The organism is Lysobacter sp. 1R34A (assembly GCF_051217035.1).
Taxonomy (GTDB): Bacteria; Pseudomonadota; Gammaproteobacteria; order Xanthomonadales; family Xanthomonadaceae; genus Lysobacter.
In genome coordinates, this window is the sequence record NZ_JBPKJP010000046.1 from 1 (window position 1) to 18,092 (window position 18,092).

At 67.3% G+C, this 18,092-nt stretch carries 11 protein-coding genes; 10 read left to right on the forward strand and 1 reads right to left on the reverse strand.

Going from position 1 to position 18,092, the window contains the following annotated elements; translation table 11 throughout:
* Window positions 1-167 precede the first annotated feature (167 nt).
* Entirely contained in the window at window positions 168-1,274 is a 1,107-nt protein-coding gene (locus ACSAMQ_RS12060) for a polysaccharide biosynthesis/export family protein (RefSeq protein ID WP_435395869.1), read from the reverse strand.
* Between the two features lie 1,116 nt (window positions 1,275-2,390).
* Between ACSAMQ_RS12060 and ACSAMQ_RS12065 the strand changes: the two genes are divergently transcribed.
* From ACSAMQ_RS12065 to ACSAMQ_RS12110, 10 genes are all read left to right on the forward strand, one after another.
* Window positions 2,391-2,825, forward strand: a complete 435-nt coding sequence (locus ACSAMQ_RS12065; RefSeq protein WP_435395870.1) for a low molecular weight protein-tyrosine-phosphatase — start codon at window positions 2,391-2,393, stop codon at window positions 2,823-2,825.
* Window positions 2,826-2,861: 36 nt separating this feature from the next.
* Window positions 2,862-5,087: a polysaccharide biosynthesis tyrosine autokinase gene (locus tag ACSAMQ_RS12070; protein WP_435395871.1), complete on the forward strand. Its 2,226-nt coding sequence runs from the start codon at window positions 2,862-2,864 to the stop codon at window positions 5,085-5,087.
* Window positions 5,088-6,035: 948 nt separating this feature from the next.
* Window positions 6,036-8,303, forward strand: a complete 2,268-nt coding sequence (gene wecB / locus ACSAMQ_RS12075) for a non-hydrolyzing UDP-N-acetylglucosamine 2-epimerase (protein ID WP_435395872.1) — start codon at window positions 6,036-6,038, stop codon at window positions 8,301-8,303.
* Window positions 8,304-8,469: 166 nt separating this feature from the next.
* Entirely contained in the window at window positions 8,470-9,726 is a 1,257-nt protein-coding gene (wecC, locus tag ACSAMQ_RS12080; RefSeq protein ID WP_435395873.1) for a UDP-N-acetyl-D-mannosamine dehydrogenase, read from the forward strand.
* Between the two features lie 37 nt (window positions 9,727-9,763).
* The gene (locus ACSAMQ_RS12085; protein ID WP_435395874.1) at window positions 9,764-11,050 is read left to right on the forward strand and encodes an oligosaccharide flippase family protein; all 1,287 of its coding nucleotides are present in this window, start codon (window positions 9,764-9,766) and stop codon (window positions 11,048-11,050) included.
* A complete protein-coding gene (locus ACSAMQ_RS12090) occupies window positions 11,047-11,637 on the forward strand; it encodes an acyltransferase (RefSeq protein ID WP_435395875.1) in 591 nt (196 codons plus the stop codon). Before ACSAMQ_RS12085 ends, ACSAMQ_RS12090 begins: the two co-directional genes overlap by 4 nt.
* A 62-nt stretch (window positions 11,638-11,699) precedes the next feature.
* On the forward strand, window positions 11,700-13,031 hold the full coding sequence (locus ACSAMQ_RS12095) for a hypothetical protein (RefSeq protein WP_435395876.1): 1,332 nt from the start codon (window positions 11,700-11,702) through the stop codon (window positions 13,029-13,031).
* Complete coding sequence (locus tag ACSAMQ_RS12100; RefSeq protein WP_435395877.1) at window positions 13,028-14,125, forward strand: hypothetical protein; 1,098 nt, start codon at window positions 13,028-13,030, stop codon at window positions 14,123-14,125. Before ACSAMQ_RS12095 ends, ACSAMQ_RS12100 begins: the two co-directional genes overlap by 4 nt.
* A 115-nt stretch (window positions 14,126-14,240) precedes the next feature.
* Complete coding sequence (locus ACSAMQ_RS12105; RefSeq protein ID WP_435395878.1) at window positions 14,241-16,394, forward strand: bi-domain-containing oxidoreductase; 2,154 nt, start codon at window positions 14,241-14,243, stop codon at window positions 16,392-16,394.
* A 43-nt stretch (window positions 16,395-16,437) separates the two neighbouring features.
* Window positions 16,438-18,090: a heparinase II/III family protein gene (locus ACSAMQ_RS12110; protein WP_435395879.1), complete on the forward strand. Its 1,653-nt coding sequence runs from the start codon at window positions 16,438-16,440 to the stop codon at window positions 18,088-18,090.
* Window positions 18,091-18,092: the final 2 nt, after the last annotated feature.

The following is an 18,092-nucleotide window of genomic DNA, read 5'->3' on the forward strand; positions in this document are numbered from 1 at the left end:
AGCGACACGAGCGCCGCCAGCGCGAGCCGCGCGGCGAGAGTGCCGGCGAACCTTCGGGCGAACGCGCGGGCGAGCGCGGGCGTCCGCAGGAATCGGCCGCCCACGAGCGCTGCATTGGTGCTGCGATTACCCATCCGCTCGTTCGCCTTGCTGCTCGAACTCCCGGCTCAGCGCTCGAGGAGGTCCTGCGTATTCGCGGAGTTGTTGAGGATGTTGGAGAACGGCAACAACTGGTTGACGAATCGGTTCCAGCGCGTCACCCCGGCCGGGCCGACGAACACCACGTCGCCGGCGCGGACCGTGAACTGGCTCGCCAGGGCATAGGACGCCGGCGATTTCGCGCTGAGGTGATAGATCTTGGCCGGCTGCTTCTGCATGTCCTCGGTGCCGCGGATGACGTACACCGCATCGCCTTTGGCGGTCAGCGGATTGAGGCCGCCGGTGCGGCCGAGCGCCTGCGACAGGGTCATGTCGCTGGTCTTGAAGTTGATCGCCATCGGCCGGATCACTTCGCCGACCACATAGACTTCCTTGCGATCGTTGTAGGGCAGATAGATATGGTCGCCGGCCTTGAGGTAGATCTCGGGCGCGATCTGCTTGCCGCGGTTGAGCGCGTCGAGATCGATCCGGTAGTGCTGGCCGGCGCGCGTAAGCACCAGGCCGGACAGGTCCGCGCGCAGGGGATCGATGGTGGCGCTGCCGATCGCCTGCGACAGGGTCAGCGGCGTGGCGGTGATCGACTGGCGCTCGGTCTTCACGAACGCGCCCTGAAGGGTCACGCGCTGGCTGCCGTAATCGATGATGCTGACGTCGACCTGGGGGCTTTCGATCACCTGGGCGATCTTCGCGGTGATCAAGCTGCGCAGTTCGTCGATGGTCTTTCCCTGCGCCTGCAGCGAACCGATATAGGGATAGAACAGCGTGCCGTCCGGGCCGACCATGCGGCCGTTGGCCGCCGTCTGCTGCTGGGTGCCGGCCGGCGAGGTCAGTTCGGGATGGTCCCAGATGGTGATGTACAGCGTGTCGCCGGCGCCGATGCGGTAGGGCTCGGGCTTGTAGGCCAACAACGCCGCCGGCACTTCCGCCGCCGGCGTCTCGGCCTTGTCCATCGCCAACAGCTTCGGCGTGATCGGCACGATCTCGACGTGGTCTTCGTCGAGCGACGCGTCGCTCACGAACTGCTTCGGGCTCATGTGTTGGCCGGGGGCCCACATGCAGCCGTTGAGTCCGACGACGGCGGCGGCGATCGCCACCCAGCCAGAAAGCTTTCTCATATGCGGTTCAATCTCTCGTTGTCGCGAGCGCGGATTACGCGCCGGACGGGTTCGTACATCGGCCTGTCGAAAGGACGGCCGACTTCAAGGATGTCGATGGGAGTTCGGTGGAAGGCCGGCGCTGCCGACGAGACCGCGTCAGTGGACCCTGCGGGCCCTTTCGAGGCGATCGCCGCCGGCACCCATCGCCTGGAGCCGCGGCGCGGCGGCGGCCGATGGGCTCGACGATGAAGGGCTGCTCGATCCGGTGCGGCCCAATGCACAGCGCGGGATGCTGTGGGTGGCGAAGCCGGGAGCGCGGTCCGGTGGATCGGCGCGATGGCCTGCGACAACACGGGCGAGGTACTTCATGAGACGTGGGCTCCTAGCGGATACGATCGTTAGCAGTGCAGTCCCCTGGCCGAAGTATAGCGACAGCGCGCGGCGAATGGCCCTTCGCCGTTCATGTGGGGTCGGGCAAACGGTACCGCATCACGTTTTCGCGGCGTTGCGATGCGATGCGCAATCGCCGTATCGCTTGCGGCAAGGCCTTGCGCGCGTTGCGCTTACACCCGATCGCGCCGGCGATGTTCAGCGAAGGCTTAGGTTTCGCGTTGCGATACGTGACCGCATCGCCGATCCTCCACCGCCGATGCCGTGCATGTTGCATACGGATGACATCGTCGACGAACGGATTTCGCATTCGCAAGAACGAATCGGAACCGGCGGAACAGGCGCGAGATACACGGACGCTCCGACTCTTCATCGACGACGCCCTTCAAGCGACAAGCGCGCAGATAAATCCAATTCCGTCAAAACAGCGTTAAAAACTCGGTATACAAGAAGCGAAGCCAATCGGATGCGCGCGATCGCCAAGTGACTGGCGTCACGTCTTCGACCTCACGGGCTTGCTTCGTGTTGACCCTGCAAGAATCAGCTCTTACATTCCGCACCGTCACTTTCGGCGCACTGCAACATGTTGCGTGCATCGAGTCGCCGACGGCACGGAGCCGGACGAGGGGGCCGACGGTCGCACCGCCTGCCCCGAGGATTCTGCAGCCGCCGGCATCGCGCATGCGAGGTCGAAACTTTTCCCGGGCCGTTCCGATGCCCCATCCAAGGTGAGACTCAGCGCACGTGTTCAACCGGGTTTTGATGGTCTGCATCGGCAACATCTGCCGAAGCCCGACCGCTGAAGTGCTACTGCGTGACCGCCTGAAAGGCAAGAACATCGTCGTCGAATCGGCGGGCCTGGCCGCGGTGGTCGGTCATCCGATCGACGCCACCGCGCAAGCCCTGCTCAACGAGCACGGCTTGAACGGCGAGTCGCACGTGGCGCGGCAGATCGATCGCGCGATGATCGATTCGGCCGACCTGATCCTGGCGATGGAGCGCAAACACCTCAACGCGGTGCTGCAGCTGGCGCCGCACGCACGTGGCAAGACCTACCTGCTGGGCAAATGGCAGGACGACACCGCTGTTCCGGACCCGTACCGGCAGCCTCGCAGCGCTTTCGAACAGGCCTATCAGCTGATCAACTCAGGGGTGAGTAGCTGGGCGGCCCATCTTTGACAGAGCACGATCCACTCTTCAGCAGGTCTCACCCCAATGTCGAAAACATCCGCGGCTCCTGGTCCGTCTCAGGACGATAACGATGAGATCGATCTGGCCGCGCTACTCGGCACGCTTATCGACCACAAGTGGCTGATCGCCAGCGTCACCGCCGCCGGTTTCGCCCTCAGCCTCGCCTATGCCCTGCTCGCCGCGCCGGTCTATCAGGCCAACGCGATGATCCAGGTCGAGTCCAACACCCCGACCCTGCCCGGCCTCAACGCGGTCTCGCAGGTGCTGACCGATTCGGCGCCGCAGGCGGTCACCGAGATCGCGCTGCTGACCTCGCGCGCGGTGGTCGGCAAGGCGGTCCAGGACCTCAAGCTCGACGTACAGGTCGAACCCCGGCAGTTTCCGCTGATCGGCGGCGTGCTGTCGCGTCGCTTCACTCCCTCCACGCCGGGCGAAGTCGCCCCGCCGTGGTTCGGCCTGAGCAGCTACGGCTGGGGCGGCGAACGCCTCGACGTGTTCCAGTTCGACGTATCCAGGGAACTGCTGGGCCTGCCGCTGACCCTGGTCGCCGACAACGGCGGCGCGTACCGGCTGTACGACGAAGACGACAACCTGCTGCTGACCGGCAAGGTCGGCGAGCCGGCCGCCGGCGGCGGGGTCAAGCTGCAGATCAAGGAAATGGCGGCCAATCCCGGCATGCGCTTCGACCTGGTCAAGCTGCCGAGCCTGGCGATCATCACCGCGCTGCAGAAAAACCTGACCGCGACCGAGCGCGCCAAGGACTCGGGCATCATCCAGCTGAGCTATCTGCTCGGCGATCCGGTCCAGGCCGCCGCCACCCTCGACGCGATCACCCGCCAGTACACCCGCCAGAACGTCGAGCGTAATTCCGCCGAAGCCGCCAACAGCCTGGAATTCGTCAAGGGCCAGCTGCCCAACGTGCGCCGCGACCTGGAGAAGGCCGAGCAGGCGCTGAACGCCTACCAGTCGCAGGCGCATACCGTCGACATCACGGTCGAGACCAAGTCCTACCTCGACCAGATCGTCGCGCTCGACAACAGCATCTCGCAGTTGAAGATGCAGCAGGCCGAAGTCAGCCGCCGCTATACCCCCAAGCACCCGGCCTACCGCGCCTTGCTGGAGCAGCTCGGCGAAATCGAGGCGCGCAAGAAGGAAATCAGCGACCGCATCGACGGCCTGCCCGAGACGCAGCAGGAGCTGCTGCGCCTGACCCGCGACATGCAGGTCAGCACCCAGACTTACACCAACCTGCTCAATCAGGCCCAGCAGCTCGACATCGCGCGCGCCGGCACGGTCGGCAACGCCCGCGTCATCGACCCCTCGGTGGTCGACGTCAACGAGCCGGTCAAGCCCAAGCGCCTGCAGCTGGTGCTGATCGGCACCTTCCTCGGCGCGTTCGCGGCGATCGGCTGGGTGCTGGTGCGGCAGATGCTCAACCGCGGCGTCGAGGAAGCCAAGGAAATCGAACAACTGGGCCTTTCGGTCTATGCCTCGATTCCGATGAGCCAGTACCAGCGCGACCACGAGAGCCTCGGCAAGCGGTTGCACAGCAACGGCAAGCGTCACGACAAGCCGCATCTGTTGTCGCTGGACGCGCCCAACGATCTGGCGATCGAGGCCATGCGCAGCCTGCGCACCGGCCTGCACTTCGCCATGATGGAGGCCAAGAACAACATCCTGATGATCTGCGGCTCGGGCCCAAGCGCCGGCAAGACCTTCGTCTCGACCAACCTCGCCACGGTCATCAGCCAGGGCGGCCAGCGCGTGCTGCTGATCGACGCCGACCTGCGCCGCGGCACCCTGCACCGGGTGATGGGCCACAGCAACCAGAACGGCCTGTCCGACCTGTTGGTCGGCCGCGTCGACGTCGCCGGCGCCACGCGTCACTCGACCATCCCCGGCCTGGATTTCATTCCGCGCGGTCAGGTACCGCCGAATCCGTCCGAGCTGTTGATGCACCCGAACTTCGCCATCTTGTTGGACACGGTGTCGCAACGCTACGACCTGGTCGTCATCGACACCCCGCCGATCCTGGCGGTGACCGACGCGGCGATCATCGGCCGCTATGCCGGCACCAGCCTGCTGGTCGCGCGTTTCGGCTTCAACTCCGCCAAGGAACTGGCGCTCGCCAAGCAGCGCTTCGAGCAGAACGGTATCGAGCTCAGAGGCGCCATTCTCAATGCGGTAGAGAAGCGCCATGACAGCACGTACGCCTACGGTTACGAATACCAGCCGCTCGCCGAACGTTGACCGGCGACTGGCTGCGCGGGGATCGTCCCTGCGCAGCGAGTCTCGCGAAGACGAATGTCGCGAAGACTGCGGCACAGGTGCAGGGCGAGCATTTCCGCTCATTCGCCTCGCCGATGACATGGCACCGTCATGCGAGCGCGGCAGCCTGTCGGCGCTGCGCGATCGGCGCACGATTCGACCGCGCCGCCGCCGCGCATGGCGCTTGCGCGCCTACCGGCCGGTTCGGCGAGACAGACCGGCACGCTGCAGCCCCATCCATCGAGAAAGTGCTTGCCGGATTCGAAAATGCCGGTTTTCCCCGGGAAAACGACGATACCGATAGCGACCGAAGCGGATGGACAAATTCTGACCATTGGATTTTTTTACGCTACGACCAAGCAATGCGTAAGCGAAGGTCGCAGTTCACATGCGAAGCGCGGCCCAGAACGGAATCACGCTCGCTCACGCACCGCGAATGCGAACGACAAATGAACGAAACATGGGATTCGCGTTGCCAGGGACCGCGTCACCGTGAAAGCCCTTACGGATTCACAGTATTTCTCAAACTCGAAATGGCACCCTAGGCGCACGTATGCAGCTCACCGTGTAGTACACAGGCAAGCAGTCGCGCACGAGCACGCATGCAAACGGACGCCGCCACACGCAGGCGCTCCCAGCGACATGCGATGCACAGCGCATCTGAACCCACGGCCGCCGGACATGTCGATCAGTCACTCCATTCACATTTTTGTCGAACGCCTTTGCTCGAACCGACCGGGACATCCCGGTCGCCGCACCTTGAACAACCGCAAGAACAACTAGAAACGCCAAAGGGACGATCACCGTGGGGGGCGGCGATTGTCGGCCAGGTCAACGAAGACTACCCCCGGACTCATCGTCATGCTGGATGAAAAATTTGCGATAGCGTGCGCCCTCGCGCTATTCGTCACCTGTGTCGCGATGTACGCGATGCATCCTCTGGCCGAACACATCGGACTGGTGGACCGGCCCAATGCCCGCAAGCGGCATCAAGGGCATATCCCGGTCATCGGCGGACTGTGCTTCTTTGCCGGCCTGCTCGCCGGCGCCGTCTATCTCGGCCTGGCCGACCGCTACGCGCTCTCGCTGCTCGGCAGCGCCGCGCTGATCGTGGTGGTCGGCGCGATCGACGACGCCAAGGACCTCAGCGTGCGTTCGCGCCTGTTCGTGCAGGTGCTGGCGACCGGCCTGATGATCACCGGCAGCGGCCTGTATCTCAACGACATCGGCAACGTGTTCGGCACCGGCCCGGTCCACCTCGGCCTGCTCGGCATTCCGCTGACGGTGATCGGCGTGGTCGGCCTGATCAACGCCTTCAACATGCTCGACGGCATCGACGGCCTGGCCGGCAGCCTGGCGATGGTCAGCATCGCCGCGATCGCGCTGTTCGATCGCGCCGGCCTGCTCTCGCAAGGCGCCCTGCCCCTGCTGGCGGTGTTGTTCGCGGCGCTGATTCCCTATCTGTTCGTCAACCTCGGCGGCTGGCGCGGGCGCAAGATCTTCATGGGCGACGCCGGCAGCATGCTGCTGGGCTACGTGCTCGCCTGGAGCCTGATCTACATGAACCAGCGCGGCACTCCGCGCATCCATGCCGCCGCCGTGCTGTGGTGCGTCGCCCTGCCGGTGATCGACACCCTCGCGGTGATGTACCGCCGCGTGCGCCAGGGGCGTTCGCCGTTCAAGCCCGACCGGCAGCACCTGCATTACATGCTGCTCGACTCCGGCCGTTCGCCGCGCGCGACCCTGCTGATCCTGATCGCCGCCGCCTGCGCCCTGACCGCGCTCGGCTATTCGCTGCGCGGCGCCGGGCTCGGCCTGAACCTGCTGCTGTTCTTCGGCCTGCTCGGCGGCTACACCACCGCGACCACGCATGGCTGGAAACCGCAACCGGCGCCGACCGCCCTGCCCGCAGGCGAGCCCGCGGCCGCGACCGCCCCGGCGCTCGCCGAGGCGTCGACCTTGAGCTTCGGCCGCAACGAGCTGTTCGGCGACGACAGCGCGAGCCTGCCGGCGATGGCTTCGACCTCGGCGATGCCGCAGTCGGCCTACCGGATCAAGACCCTGTGCGTGTTCGGCACCCGCCCGGAAGCGATCAAGATGGCGCCGCTGGCCCTGTTGCTCGCCGGCGACCCGCGCTTCGAAGCGCGCGTGTGCGTGACCGGCCAGCACCGGCAGATGCTCGACCAGGTCCTGACCCTGTTCGACATCCAGCCCGATTACGATCTGGCGATCATGAAGCCGGGCCAGGACCTCACCGACGTCACCACCGCGATCCTGACCGGCATGAAGCGCGTGCTGTCGGAGCTCAAGCCCGACGTGGTGCTGGTGCACGGCGACACCTCGACCACCATGGCCACCACCCTGGCCGCGTATTACCAGCAGATTCCGGTCGCCCACGTCGAAGCCGGCCTGCGCACCGGCAACCTGTATTCGCCGTGGCCGGAGGAAGCCAACCGCAAGCTCACCGGCGCGCTCGCCGCGATCCATTTCGCCCCGACCCAGTCCTCGAGCGACAATCTGCGCGCCGAGGGCATCCCGACCGACCGCATCGAGATCACCGGCAACACCGTGATCGACGCGCTCAAGCAGGTGGTGCAACGCATCGAGCACACCCCGGCGCTGCGCGCCGAGTTGTCGGCGCAGTTCTCGTTCCTGCGTCCGGAGCGCCGCGTGGTGCTGGTCACCGGCCACCGCCGCGAAAGCTTCGGCGGCGGTTTCGAACGCATCTGCCACGCGCTGCGCGACATCGCCCTGCGCCATCCGGACGTCGACATCGTCTATCCGGTGCACCTCAACCCGCAGGTGCGCGAGCCGGTCAACCGCCTGCTCAGCGACATGCCGCAGATCCACCTGATCGAGCCGCTGGACTACCTGCCGTTCGTGTACCTGATGAACGCCGCGCACATCATCCTGACCGACTCCGGCGGCATCCAGGAAGAGGCGCCTTCGCTCGGCAAGCCGGTGCTGGTCATGCGCGACACCACCGAGCGTCCGGAAGCGGTCGGCGCGGGCACGGTCAAGCTGGTCGGCACCGACCGCAAGGCCATCGCCGACGGCATCACCGCGTTGCTCGACGACCCCGCCGCGTACCGGGCCATGAGCATCGCCCACAACCCCTACGGCGACGGCAAGGCCTGCCAGCGCATCGTCGAGGCCCTGGCCGGCCTCAAGACCACGGCATCGCAGCTGGCGGCCTGAGGCCCGCACCGGCAGGCGCTGCGGGTCCCGGCCTGCGCGCCGCATGCGCAGCGCAGGCGGCCGGTTCGCCTGCGTTCGGCTTTCGCAGCGTCGCCTCTTCCCGTTTCGCCATCTTTCTCAATCGCGCAGCAACGCCCTCCCCCGCGGGCATTCAACGGAGTCTTTCATGAGTTTCGAAACCGTCTCGGTCATCGGCCTTGGCTACATCGGATTGCCCACCGCCGCCGCGTTCGCCGCGGCGCGCAAAAAGGTGATCGGCATCGACATCAACCGCCATGCCGTCGATACCATCAACCGGGGCGAGATCCACATCGTCGAACCGGAACTCGACGTCGCCGTGCGCGCGGCGGTCACCGGCGGCTTCCTGCGCGCCTCGACCCAGCCCGAACCGGCCGACGCCTTCCTGATCGCCGTGCCGACCCCGTTCAAGGGCGACCACGAGCCCGACCTGGCCTACATCGAAGCGGCCGGCAAGGCGCTGGCGCCGGTGCTCAAGAAGGGCGACCTGGTGGTGCTGGAATCGACCTCGCCGGTCGGCGCCACCGAACGCCTCGCCGGCTGGCTCGCCGCGGCGCGCCCGGACCTGAGCTTCCCGCAGCAGGCCGGCGAACAGGCCGACGTCAACGTCGCCTACTGCCCCGAGCGCGTGCTGCCGGGCCACGTCATGCGCGAGCTGATCGAGAACGACCGGGTGATCGGCGGCATGACCCCGCGCTGCTCGGAACGCGCCTGCGAGCTGTACAAGAGCTTCGTGCGCGGCGAGTGCGTGGTCACCAACGCCCGCACCGCCGAGATGTGCAAGCTCACCGAGAACGCCTTCCGCGACGTCAACATCGCCTTCGCCAACGAGCTGTCGATCATCTGCGACAAGCTCGGCATCAACGTCTGGGACCTGGTGCGCCTGGCCAACCGCCATCCGCGCGTCAACATCCTGCAGCCGGGCCCCGGCGTCGGCGGCCACTGCATCGCGGTCGACCCCTGGTTCATCGTCGACAGCGCGCCGGACGAGGCGCGCCTGATCCGCACCGCGCGCGAGGTTAACAACGGCAAGCCGGCCTGGGTCATGAACAAGGTCGAGGAAGCGATCGAGCAGGCCGCAGCCGACGGCAAGCAGGGCAAGGACCTGACCATCGCCGTGTTCGGCCTGGCCTTCAAGCCCGACATCGACGACCTGCGCGAAAGCCCGGCGCTCGACATCGCGATCGAGCTGGCCAACCGCCACCCCGGCCGCGTGCTCGCGGTCGAGCCCCACATCTCGGTGCTGCCGGACAAGCTCAACTCGCCGAACGTGATCCTGGTGGATCTGCCGACCGCGAGCGCGCAGGCCGACATCGCCGTGCTGCTGGTCGACCACAAGCCCTTCAAGGAGCTGTCGATGCCGGCGCACCTGAAGATCATCGACACCAAGGGCATCTGGACCTGAGCGCCGGCAGGCGCTCGACCCGGACACGACCACGATGATGCGGCGACTGATCACCACGGCCAGCCTGTCGGCGTTGAGCGCCATGGCCTCGCGCGGCGCGGTGTTCGCCGGGATCCTCTTCACCGCGCATTCGCTGGGGCCCACCGCGTTCGGTCAGTTCACCCTGATCCAGACCACCGCGCTGTTGTTCACGACCTTCTGCGCGTTGAGCCTGGGCCAGATGGCGACCAAGATCGTCGCCGAGGCGGCGGCCACCGACCCGCGCCGCATCGCAACGGCGCTGACCGTGTCCTACGGCTCGGCGCTGTTCGCCTCGCTGTTGTTCGCGGCCCTGTTGCTGGCCCTGTCGTATCCGCTGGCGGTCAAGGTCGGCGGCTCGACCGATCTGGTCGCGGTGTACGCCGCCTCGGCGCTGCTGGTGCTGACCGGCTTCGTCACCGCGATCCAGAACGGCGTCGCCCTGGCCCTGCACAAGGTCAAGGAACAGGCGCTGGCGAACCTGATCAGCGCGCCGCTGGTGTTCCTGGCGATCGTTCTGGCGGCGCTGCGGCGCGACATCGCCTGGGCGATCTACGGCTACATCGCCGCGCAGATCGTGATCGTGCTGGGCCAGGAACACGCCCTGCGCCGCTACCGGCGCGAGCAGGGGCATCGTCTGTCGCTGCGCAGCACCGAGCGCGGCGACTGGACCGTGCTGTGGAAGCTCGGCCTGCCCTCGTCGGTCTCGGGCCTGCTGACCATGCCGAGCATCTGGCTGTCGATGGTGATGCTGTCGAGCAGCGCCGGCGGCGCCACCAGCCTCGGCAATTTCTCGCTGGGCAATCAGGCGCGTTCGATTCTGATGTTCGGCATGGGCGTGGTCGCCAACGCCACCCTGCCGCTGCTGGCGGCGGCCTTGGCGCGCGGCGACAAGCACGAGGCCAACACCGCCTTGCGTCATTCGATCCTGCTGCTGGTCACGGTCACCGCCGCGGTCGCCGGCGTGGTCGCGCTGGCGGCGCCGCCGCTGATCCACCGCTTCGCTCCGGCCTATGCCGGCGCGATCGTGCCGCTGCAATGGCTGTTGCTGTCGACCGTGGCGATGGCGCCGACCACCATCCTGATGCGCAAGGCCACCGCCGACGGCCGGCCGGGCGTGTTGTTCGCCGGCAATGCGGTGTTCTCGGCCGCCCTGCTCGGCGCCAGCCTGCTGGCGCTGCATCTGCACGGCGGTGCCACCGGCTTGGCGATCGCCTACGTCGTCGCCACCACCGCCCAGTTGTCGACCTTCGCATTCTGCAATCGCGGCGAGTTCCGCAAAGCGCTGCCTGGAAGCCTCCCATGAACGTAACGCGTCTGCTCAAGAAATCCGTCGTGCTGTCGATCATCCGCGTCGGCTGGTTCATCAAGCCCGGCCTGGTGACGCGTTTGTTCACCTGGTTCCTGCGCTCGGAAGGCGCGCACATCGACGGCATGCCGAATTATCTCTCGGCCAAGATCTGGTTCGACGGCACCGACTATTCGCTGATCACCCTCGGCGAGGGCTGCACGATCTCCAGCAACGTGCGCATCCTGACCCACGACGCGGCCATCAACACCGTGGCCAAGGAACTCGGCATCCGCTTCGACAAGCCCGAAATCCGGGTCAAGCCGGTGCGCATCGGCCGCTTCAGCTTCATCGGCACCGGCTCGATCATCATGCCGGGCGCCGACATCGGCGCCGGCTGCATCGTCGCCGCCGGCAGCGTGGTGCGCGGCAAGATCGCCCCGCTCAGCATCGTCATGGGCAGCCCGGCCCAGGTGGTCGGTTCGGTCACCGACTACCTCGGCAAGACCTATCCGCACCTGTTGCCGAGCGCGGTGCGCGACACCGCGCATCCGCCGGCCGAACCCGAACTGAGCTCCTGGCGCAGCCGCGGCAACGCGCACTGACGCTTCCACCCCCATTCCGCCCCCCTCCACCGCAGCACTGACGGATCAATCACGGCGTCGTCTTGGCGATTCTCTATTTCATCTTCTTCACGAGCCTGACCCTGCTGACGTTCCTGCGCGTCGGCGGGCGGATGGACCGTATGTTCGTCAAGCCGATCTACGCCTTCCTGCTCGGCATGGCCTTCATCTACGGCTTCATGCCGTGGGTCAAGGAACTGCGCGGCATCCAGTCCTACCCGTTCTATTACTCCACCGACGCCAAGGCCATGGCGCTGATGCTGTCGGCGATGTTCTGCATCTCCGGCATCGGCGGCTACCTGGCGATGGGCGGGTTCTCGTCGCCGTCGCTGCCCAAGGTGCGCAGCCTGACCGCGCGCGAACGCCGCCGGGTGCTGGTGCTGGTCGGCATTCCGGCGATGGCGGCGGTGCTGTACCTGGCGCGCACCATCGCCAGCCACGATCTCGCCGATTACATGCGCGACCGCATCGTGATCCGGCGCGGCCTCGGCCCTGCGGTGGTGCTGGCGTTCGCCGCGATCTGCTACGGCGCCATCCTGGTCACCAATTATCTGGCGGTAAAGAAGGAACGCGGGCGCAGCCCGGCGCTGTGGCGGCTCATCGCGATTTCGGCCACGGTGTTGGTGATCGCGGTGGCGTTCGTGGCGATGGGCAACCGCAACTTCGTCTTCAGCCTGATCGCGATCATCCTGTTCGCGTCGCTGTCGATGTTCCCCGGGCGCCTGCGCAAGGCGCTGATGCTGCTGCCGGTGATGCTGGCGCTGGCGCTGGGCTTTTCGGCCTGGGCCAAGATCCGCACCACCCTCGACAGCGCCGGCCCGTCGGCCCTCAGCGGCCAGGACCCGACCGAACTGCTGGTCTATGGCTTGAACGGCGCCTTCGGCAACAGCGAAAACCTGATCTGGCTGGCCCAGCACGATTACGCCTGGCAACCGCTGTGGGGCGAGACCTTGTTCGCCGCCGCGGTCAATCCGGTGCCGCGCGCGATCTGGCCCGACAAGCCCTTCGGCGGCGGCCCGGCGTTCCGCAACATGATCTATCCCGGCAGCTACACCCTCGACGGCGAGAAGCTGACCTCCTACACCACCGGCCTGCCGACCGAGGGCTACATGAACTTCGGCATGCTCGGCCTGATCCTGTTCGGTGCGGTCAACGGCATCTGCCTGGCCCTGATCCGCAACGCCTACTCGCGGCTGCGCACGGTCACCCCGGTCGGCGTGGTGATCTACAGCTTCTCGATCTTCATGTTCTCGATTGGATTTCTGTATATGGAACTGCTCGGCGGCTGGAGCCGTTATTTCATCACCGTGTTGCTGCTGTTCGCGGTGAGTTACCTCGGCAACCGGCCGATCCGGTCCAGGCTGGTGACGGCATGAACGCGATCATTCTCGGCCAGGGCAACCCCTACCTGAAGAATCCGTACCTGAGCAAGCTGTCGAAGGTGCTCGAAAGCGCGTCGATCCCCTACGAGTTCTGGATCTGGAGCCGCGACAAGCAGGCCGCCGAACTGCCGCGGGTGAAAGTGCTGCTGAGCTTCGGCTCCTGGGGCGGCGGCGCGGTCAACGCCCTGGGCTACGCGCTGTGGGTGGCCTGGCTGACGCTGCGCGTGTTCGCGCAGCCGCGCGCCGGCATCTACTTCTGCTCGCGCCTGGACGCCGCCCTGCCCTGCGCCCTGGTCGCATCGGTGCGCCGCTGTCAGTACGTCTTCCTCGACCGCGACAAGCTGTCCAAGAGCTATGCCTGGCCGAAGCCGGTCAAGCGGATCATCGAATGGATCGAGGGCTTCGTCGGCCGCCGCGCCTCCCTGCACGTGTTGCCGGGCGCCTCGCGCGCGGTCGACGGCGACGCCGCCAACATCCGCATCGTCCGCAACACCCCGCACACGGACGTGATCGAGCGCGCCCGCAGCCTGGCCGCCGGGCTGCCGCCGAAGAGCGGCCGCCTGCGCGTGCTGATCAGCGGGCTGATCTCGCCCGAACGCGGCGCGACGATGATGCGCGAGGCGGTCGAGCAGACCGCCGGCCGCATCGAGTTCGTCGCCGCCGGGCGTTTGCTCGGCGACGACGCCAAACGCCTGGCCGAGCTGCTCGGGCCGCACTACCGCGGCATCGTCAGCAACGAAGACGCGCTGGCGCTGTTGTTGAGCGCCGACGTGGTCCTGGCCTTCTACGACCCCTCGCTGGAAATCAACCGCCTGGCCGAGCCGAACAAATGGTTCGATTGCGCGGCGCTGGAGATCCCGTTCTTCACCAACCCCGGTCTGAGCACCTCGCAGCCGTTCGAGGACGCGCAGGCCTGTTTCCTCTGCGACTACGGCGACAGCCGCCAGCTCAGCGAGCAACTGCTGCGCATCGCCGACCAGCCGGCCCTGCTCGAACAGCGCCGCGCCGGCCTGCGCACCTTGCGCTACGAAGCCTGGGACACGGCGATGGCGCGCGTGATCGCCGAATGCGCGAGCCTGACGCCATGAACCCTGAGCGCGCAAACCGCCGGGTTTTCCTGCCGCACTGAACACACCTGCCGATCGGCCGCGCGGCTGCAAGGCCGGCGCGGCATCCCCCCTCTCGATACGTACTGGAATCACCATGCAACAGGTCCTACAAAACCTGCGCGACGGCAGCACCGAAATCGCCGACGTGCCCGCTCCCGCCCTGCGTCGCGGCCATCTGCTGATCCGCACCCACGTCACCCTGGTCTCGGCCGGCACCGAGCGCATGCTGGTCGAGTTCGGCAAGGCCAACATGCTGCAGAAGGCGCGCCAGCAACCCGACAAGGTGCGCATGGTGCTGGAGAAGATCCGCACCGACGGCCTGGCCACCACCGTCGACGCGGTACGCAGCAAGCTCGACCAGCCGCTGGCCCTGGGCTATTGCAACGTCGGCACGGTGATCGGCGTCGGCGCCGGCGTGACCGGCTTCGAGATCGGCGACCGCATCGCCTCCAACGGCAAGCACGCCGAAGTGGTGGCGGTGCCGTCCAACCTGTGCGTCAAGATCCCCGACAACGTCGGCGACGAGGCCGCGGCCTTCACCGTGCTCGGCGCGATCGCCCTGCAGGGCATCCGCCTGGTCCAGCCGAGCCTCGGCGAGGCGGTGGTGGTGACCGGCCTGGGCCTGATCGGCCTGATCACCGTGCAACTGCTGCGCGCCCACGGCTGCCGCGTGCTCGGCATCGACTTCGACAGTTCCAAGCTCGCCATCGCGCGCAGCTACGGCGCCGAAACGGTCGACTTGTCCAAGGGCGAAGACCCGCTGGCCGCGGCGCAGGCGTTCTCGCGCGGGCGCGGCGTCGATGCGGTGCTGATCACCGCCTCGACCAAGAGCAACGAACCGGTCTCGCAGGCCGCGCATATGTGCCGCAAGCGCGGCCGCATCGTCCTGGTCGGGGTGACCGGCCTGGAGCTGTCGCGCGCGGATTTCTACGAGAAGGAACTGTCGTTCCAGGTCTCGTGCTCGTACGGCCCGGGCCGCTACGACCCGTCCTACGAGGAGCGCGGCAACGACTACCCGGTCGCGTTCGTGCGCTGGACCGAGCAGCGCAACTTCGAGGCGGTGCTCGACATGATGGCCAGCCGCGCGATCGACGCGCCGCCGCTGATCAGCCACCGCTACTCCATCGCCGAAGCCGAACAGGCCTATGCCCTGCTCGGCGGCCACGAGCCCTCGCTCGGCATCGTCCTCGATTACGGACGCGACAAGGCGATCCCGGAAACCCTGGTCCGCCGCACCGTGCCGCTGTCGGTCAAGGCCGCGGCGGCGACCGGGACCGAGGACAAGAGCGGCGACGCGATCGCCTTCATCGGCGCCGGCAACTACGCCGGCCGGGTGTTGATTCCCGCGTTCGTCAAGGCCGGCGCCGAGCTGCACACGGTGGTATCCAGCGGCGGCGTCAGCAGCGTCCACTTCGGCAAGAAGTTCGGCTTCCGCAACGCCAGCACCGACACCGACGCGACCCTGCGCGAGAACGGCGTCGGCTCGGTGGTCATCGCGACCCAGCACGGCAGCCACGCCGAGCTGACCTTGAAGGCGCTGCGCCACGGCAAGCACGTGTTCGTCGAGAAGCCGCTGTGCCTGACCCTCGACGAGCTGCAAGCGATCGAAAAAGCGTACTCGGAGCATTCGGTGTACGGCCGTCCGCCGGTGCTGATGGTCGGCTTCAACCGCCGCTTCGCCCCGCAGGTGCAGAAGATGCGCAGCCTGCTGGCCGGCGTGCGCGAGCCCAAGTCGTTCGTGATGACGGTCAACGCCGGCGCGATCCCGGCCGACCACTGGACTCAGGACAGCCAGCTCGGCGGCGGGCGCCTGATCGGCGAGGCCTGCCACTTCGTCGACCTGCTGCGCTTCCTCGCCGATTCGCCGATCGTCGGCCACCAGCTCACCGCGGTCGGCAACGTCCCCGGCGCCGGCATCCGCAGCGACCGGGTCAGCTTCACCCTCAGTTTCGCCGACGGCTCGTTCGGCACCGTGCATTACCTGGCCAACGGCGACAAGAGTTTTCCGAAGGAGCGCCTGGAGGTGTTCACCGCCGGCCGCGTGCTGCAGTTGGACAACTTCCGCCGCTTGCGCGGCTTCGGCTGGCCGGGTTTCAAGAAAATGAACCTGTGGCGCCAGGACAAGGGCCAGGCCCAGTGCGCCGCGGCCTTCATCCAGGCGGTCAAAGGCCAGGCCGCGCCGCCGATCCCGGCCGAAGACGTGTTCGAAGTGGCGCGCGTCACCATCGAACTGGACGCCTCGGTCTGAATGCCATGCGCCGCCTGATCGTCCCCTCGAACGGAACGCGGTCGTGACCTCGTCGTCGCGAGTGCCGCGGCTGTGGCATACGGTGCGCCATCTGCGCGCCGTGCAGATCTACGGTCGCGCCTGGCATCGCCTGCACCGGCCGCGCATCGACGACTCGCCGGCGCCGCCGCCGGCGGTGGTGCGCGACCGTTGGCGCGGTTGCGCCCGCGCGGCCTCGATGCTGAGCCCGCAACGTTTCCGCTTCCTCAACGACGAGCACGAGATCGCCGGCGACGACTGGAACAGCACCGCCCTGCCGAAGCTGTGGCTGTACAACCTGCACTACTTCGACGACCTCAACGCCGACGACGCGGCGGCGCGCCTGGCCTGGCACCGCGACCTGATCCGGCAGTGGATCGCGGCCAATCCGCCGGCCGCCGGCAACGGCTGGGAGCCGTATTGCCTGTCGCTGCGCATCGTCAACTGGGTCAAGTGGTGCTGCGCCAGCGACACCGTCACCGACGCGGCGCTGCGCCGCAGCGTACTCAACAGCCTGGCGACCCAGGCGCGGTATCTGCGCGGCCGCCTCGAACGGCATCTGCTCGGCAACCATCTGTGGGCCAACTACAAGGCGCTGCTGTTCGCCGGCGCCTTCTTCGACGGCGCCGAGGCCGAACGCTGGCGCAACGTCGGCCTGCGCGGCCTGCGCACCGAGATCGGCGAGCAGATCCTCGCCGACGGCGGCCATTTCGAACGCAGCCCGATGTATCACGCGATCCTGCTCGAGGACCTGCTCGACCTGGTGCAATTGGCCGCCTTGTTCCCGGGCGCGTTCCCGGAGCGCGAAGTCGAGCTGTGGCGCGACCGCGCCAGCCGCATGCTCGGCTGGCTCGCGGTGATGACTCACCCGGACGGCGGCATCGCCTTCTTCAACGACGCCGCCCACGGCATCGCCCCGACCCTGGCGCAGTTGCAGGCCTATGCGCGCCTGCTCGGCGTCGCGGTGCCGCCGGCCTGCGACGACGCGGTGCAGGCGCTGCCGGCGTCGGGGTATGTACGGCTGCAATGCGCGGACGCGGTGCTGATCGCCGACGTCGGCGAAATCGGCCCGGCCTATCTGCCCGGCCACGCCCACGCCGACACCCTCAGTTTCGAACTCTCGCTCGGCGGCCGGCGGGTGCTGGTCAACGCCGGCACTTCGCGCTACGACATCGGCGCCGAACGCCTGTGGCAGCGCGGCACCGCCTCGCACAACACGGTCGAGATCGACGACGAGGATTCCTCGGAAGTCTGGAGCAGTTTCCGGGTCGCCCGCCGCGCCCATCCACTCTCGGTGGAACACGGCCGCAACGCCCAGGGACTGTGGCTCAGCGCCGCCCACGACGGCTACCGGCGGCTCAAGGGCCGGCCGCTGCATCGCCGGCGCTGGCTGCTGCAGGCCGGGCGCCTGTTGGTCGAGGATCGCATCGAAGGGGAGTTCGAGCACGCGGTGGCCCGCTACCGTCTGATGCCCGACATCCGCCTCGACGGCCAGGCCTTGCGGCTGGACGAGTCCACGAGCCTGCGCTGGGAGGTCGAACCGGCCACCGCGACCGCTGCCGCCGCCCGCAGCACCTATCACCCCGGCTTCGGCCTCAGCCAGGCCTGCGACGTTCTCGAAGTCGCGCTGACGCCCGAGGCCGCCACGCTCACCACCACGTTCCACTGGGATTGCTGAGT

Coding starts and splice junctions, on each gene's coding strand:
- ACSAMQ_RS12060 (WP_435395869.1), bottom strand. CDS start 1,274: ATGAGAAAGCTTTCTGGCTGGGTGGCGATCGCCGCCGCCGTCGTCGGA.
- ACSAMQ_RS12070 (WP_435395871.1), top strand. CDS start 2,862: ATGTCGAAAACATCCGCGGCTCCTGGTCCGTCTCAGGACGATAACGAT.
- wecB (WP_435395872.1), top strand. CDS start 6,036: ATGCATCCTCTGGCCGAACACATCGGACTGGTGGACCGGCCCAATGCC.
- wecC (WP_435395873.1), top strand. CDS start 8,470: ATGAGTTTCGAAACCGTCTCGGTCATCGGCCTTGGCTACATCGGATTG.
- ACSAMQ_RS12085 (WP_435395874.1), top strand. CDS start 9,764: ATGCGGCGACTGATCACCACGGCCAGCCTGTCGGCGTTGAGCGCCATG.
- ACSAMQ_RS12090 (WP_435395875.1), top strand. CDS start 11,047: ATGAACGTAACGCGTCTGCTCAAGAAATCCGTCGTGCTGTCGATCATC.
- ACSAMQ_RS12100 (WP_435395877.1), top strand. CDS start 13,028: ATGAACGCGATCATTCTCGGCCAGGGCAACCCCTACCTGAAGAATCCG.
- ACSAMQ_RS12105 (WP_435395878.1), top strand. CDS start 14,241: ATGCAACAGGTCCTACAAAACCTGCGCGACGGCAGCACCGAAATCGCC.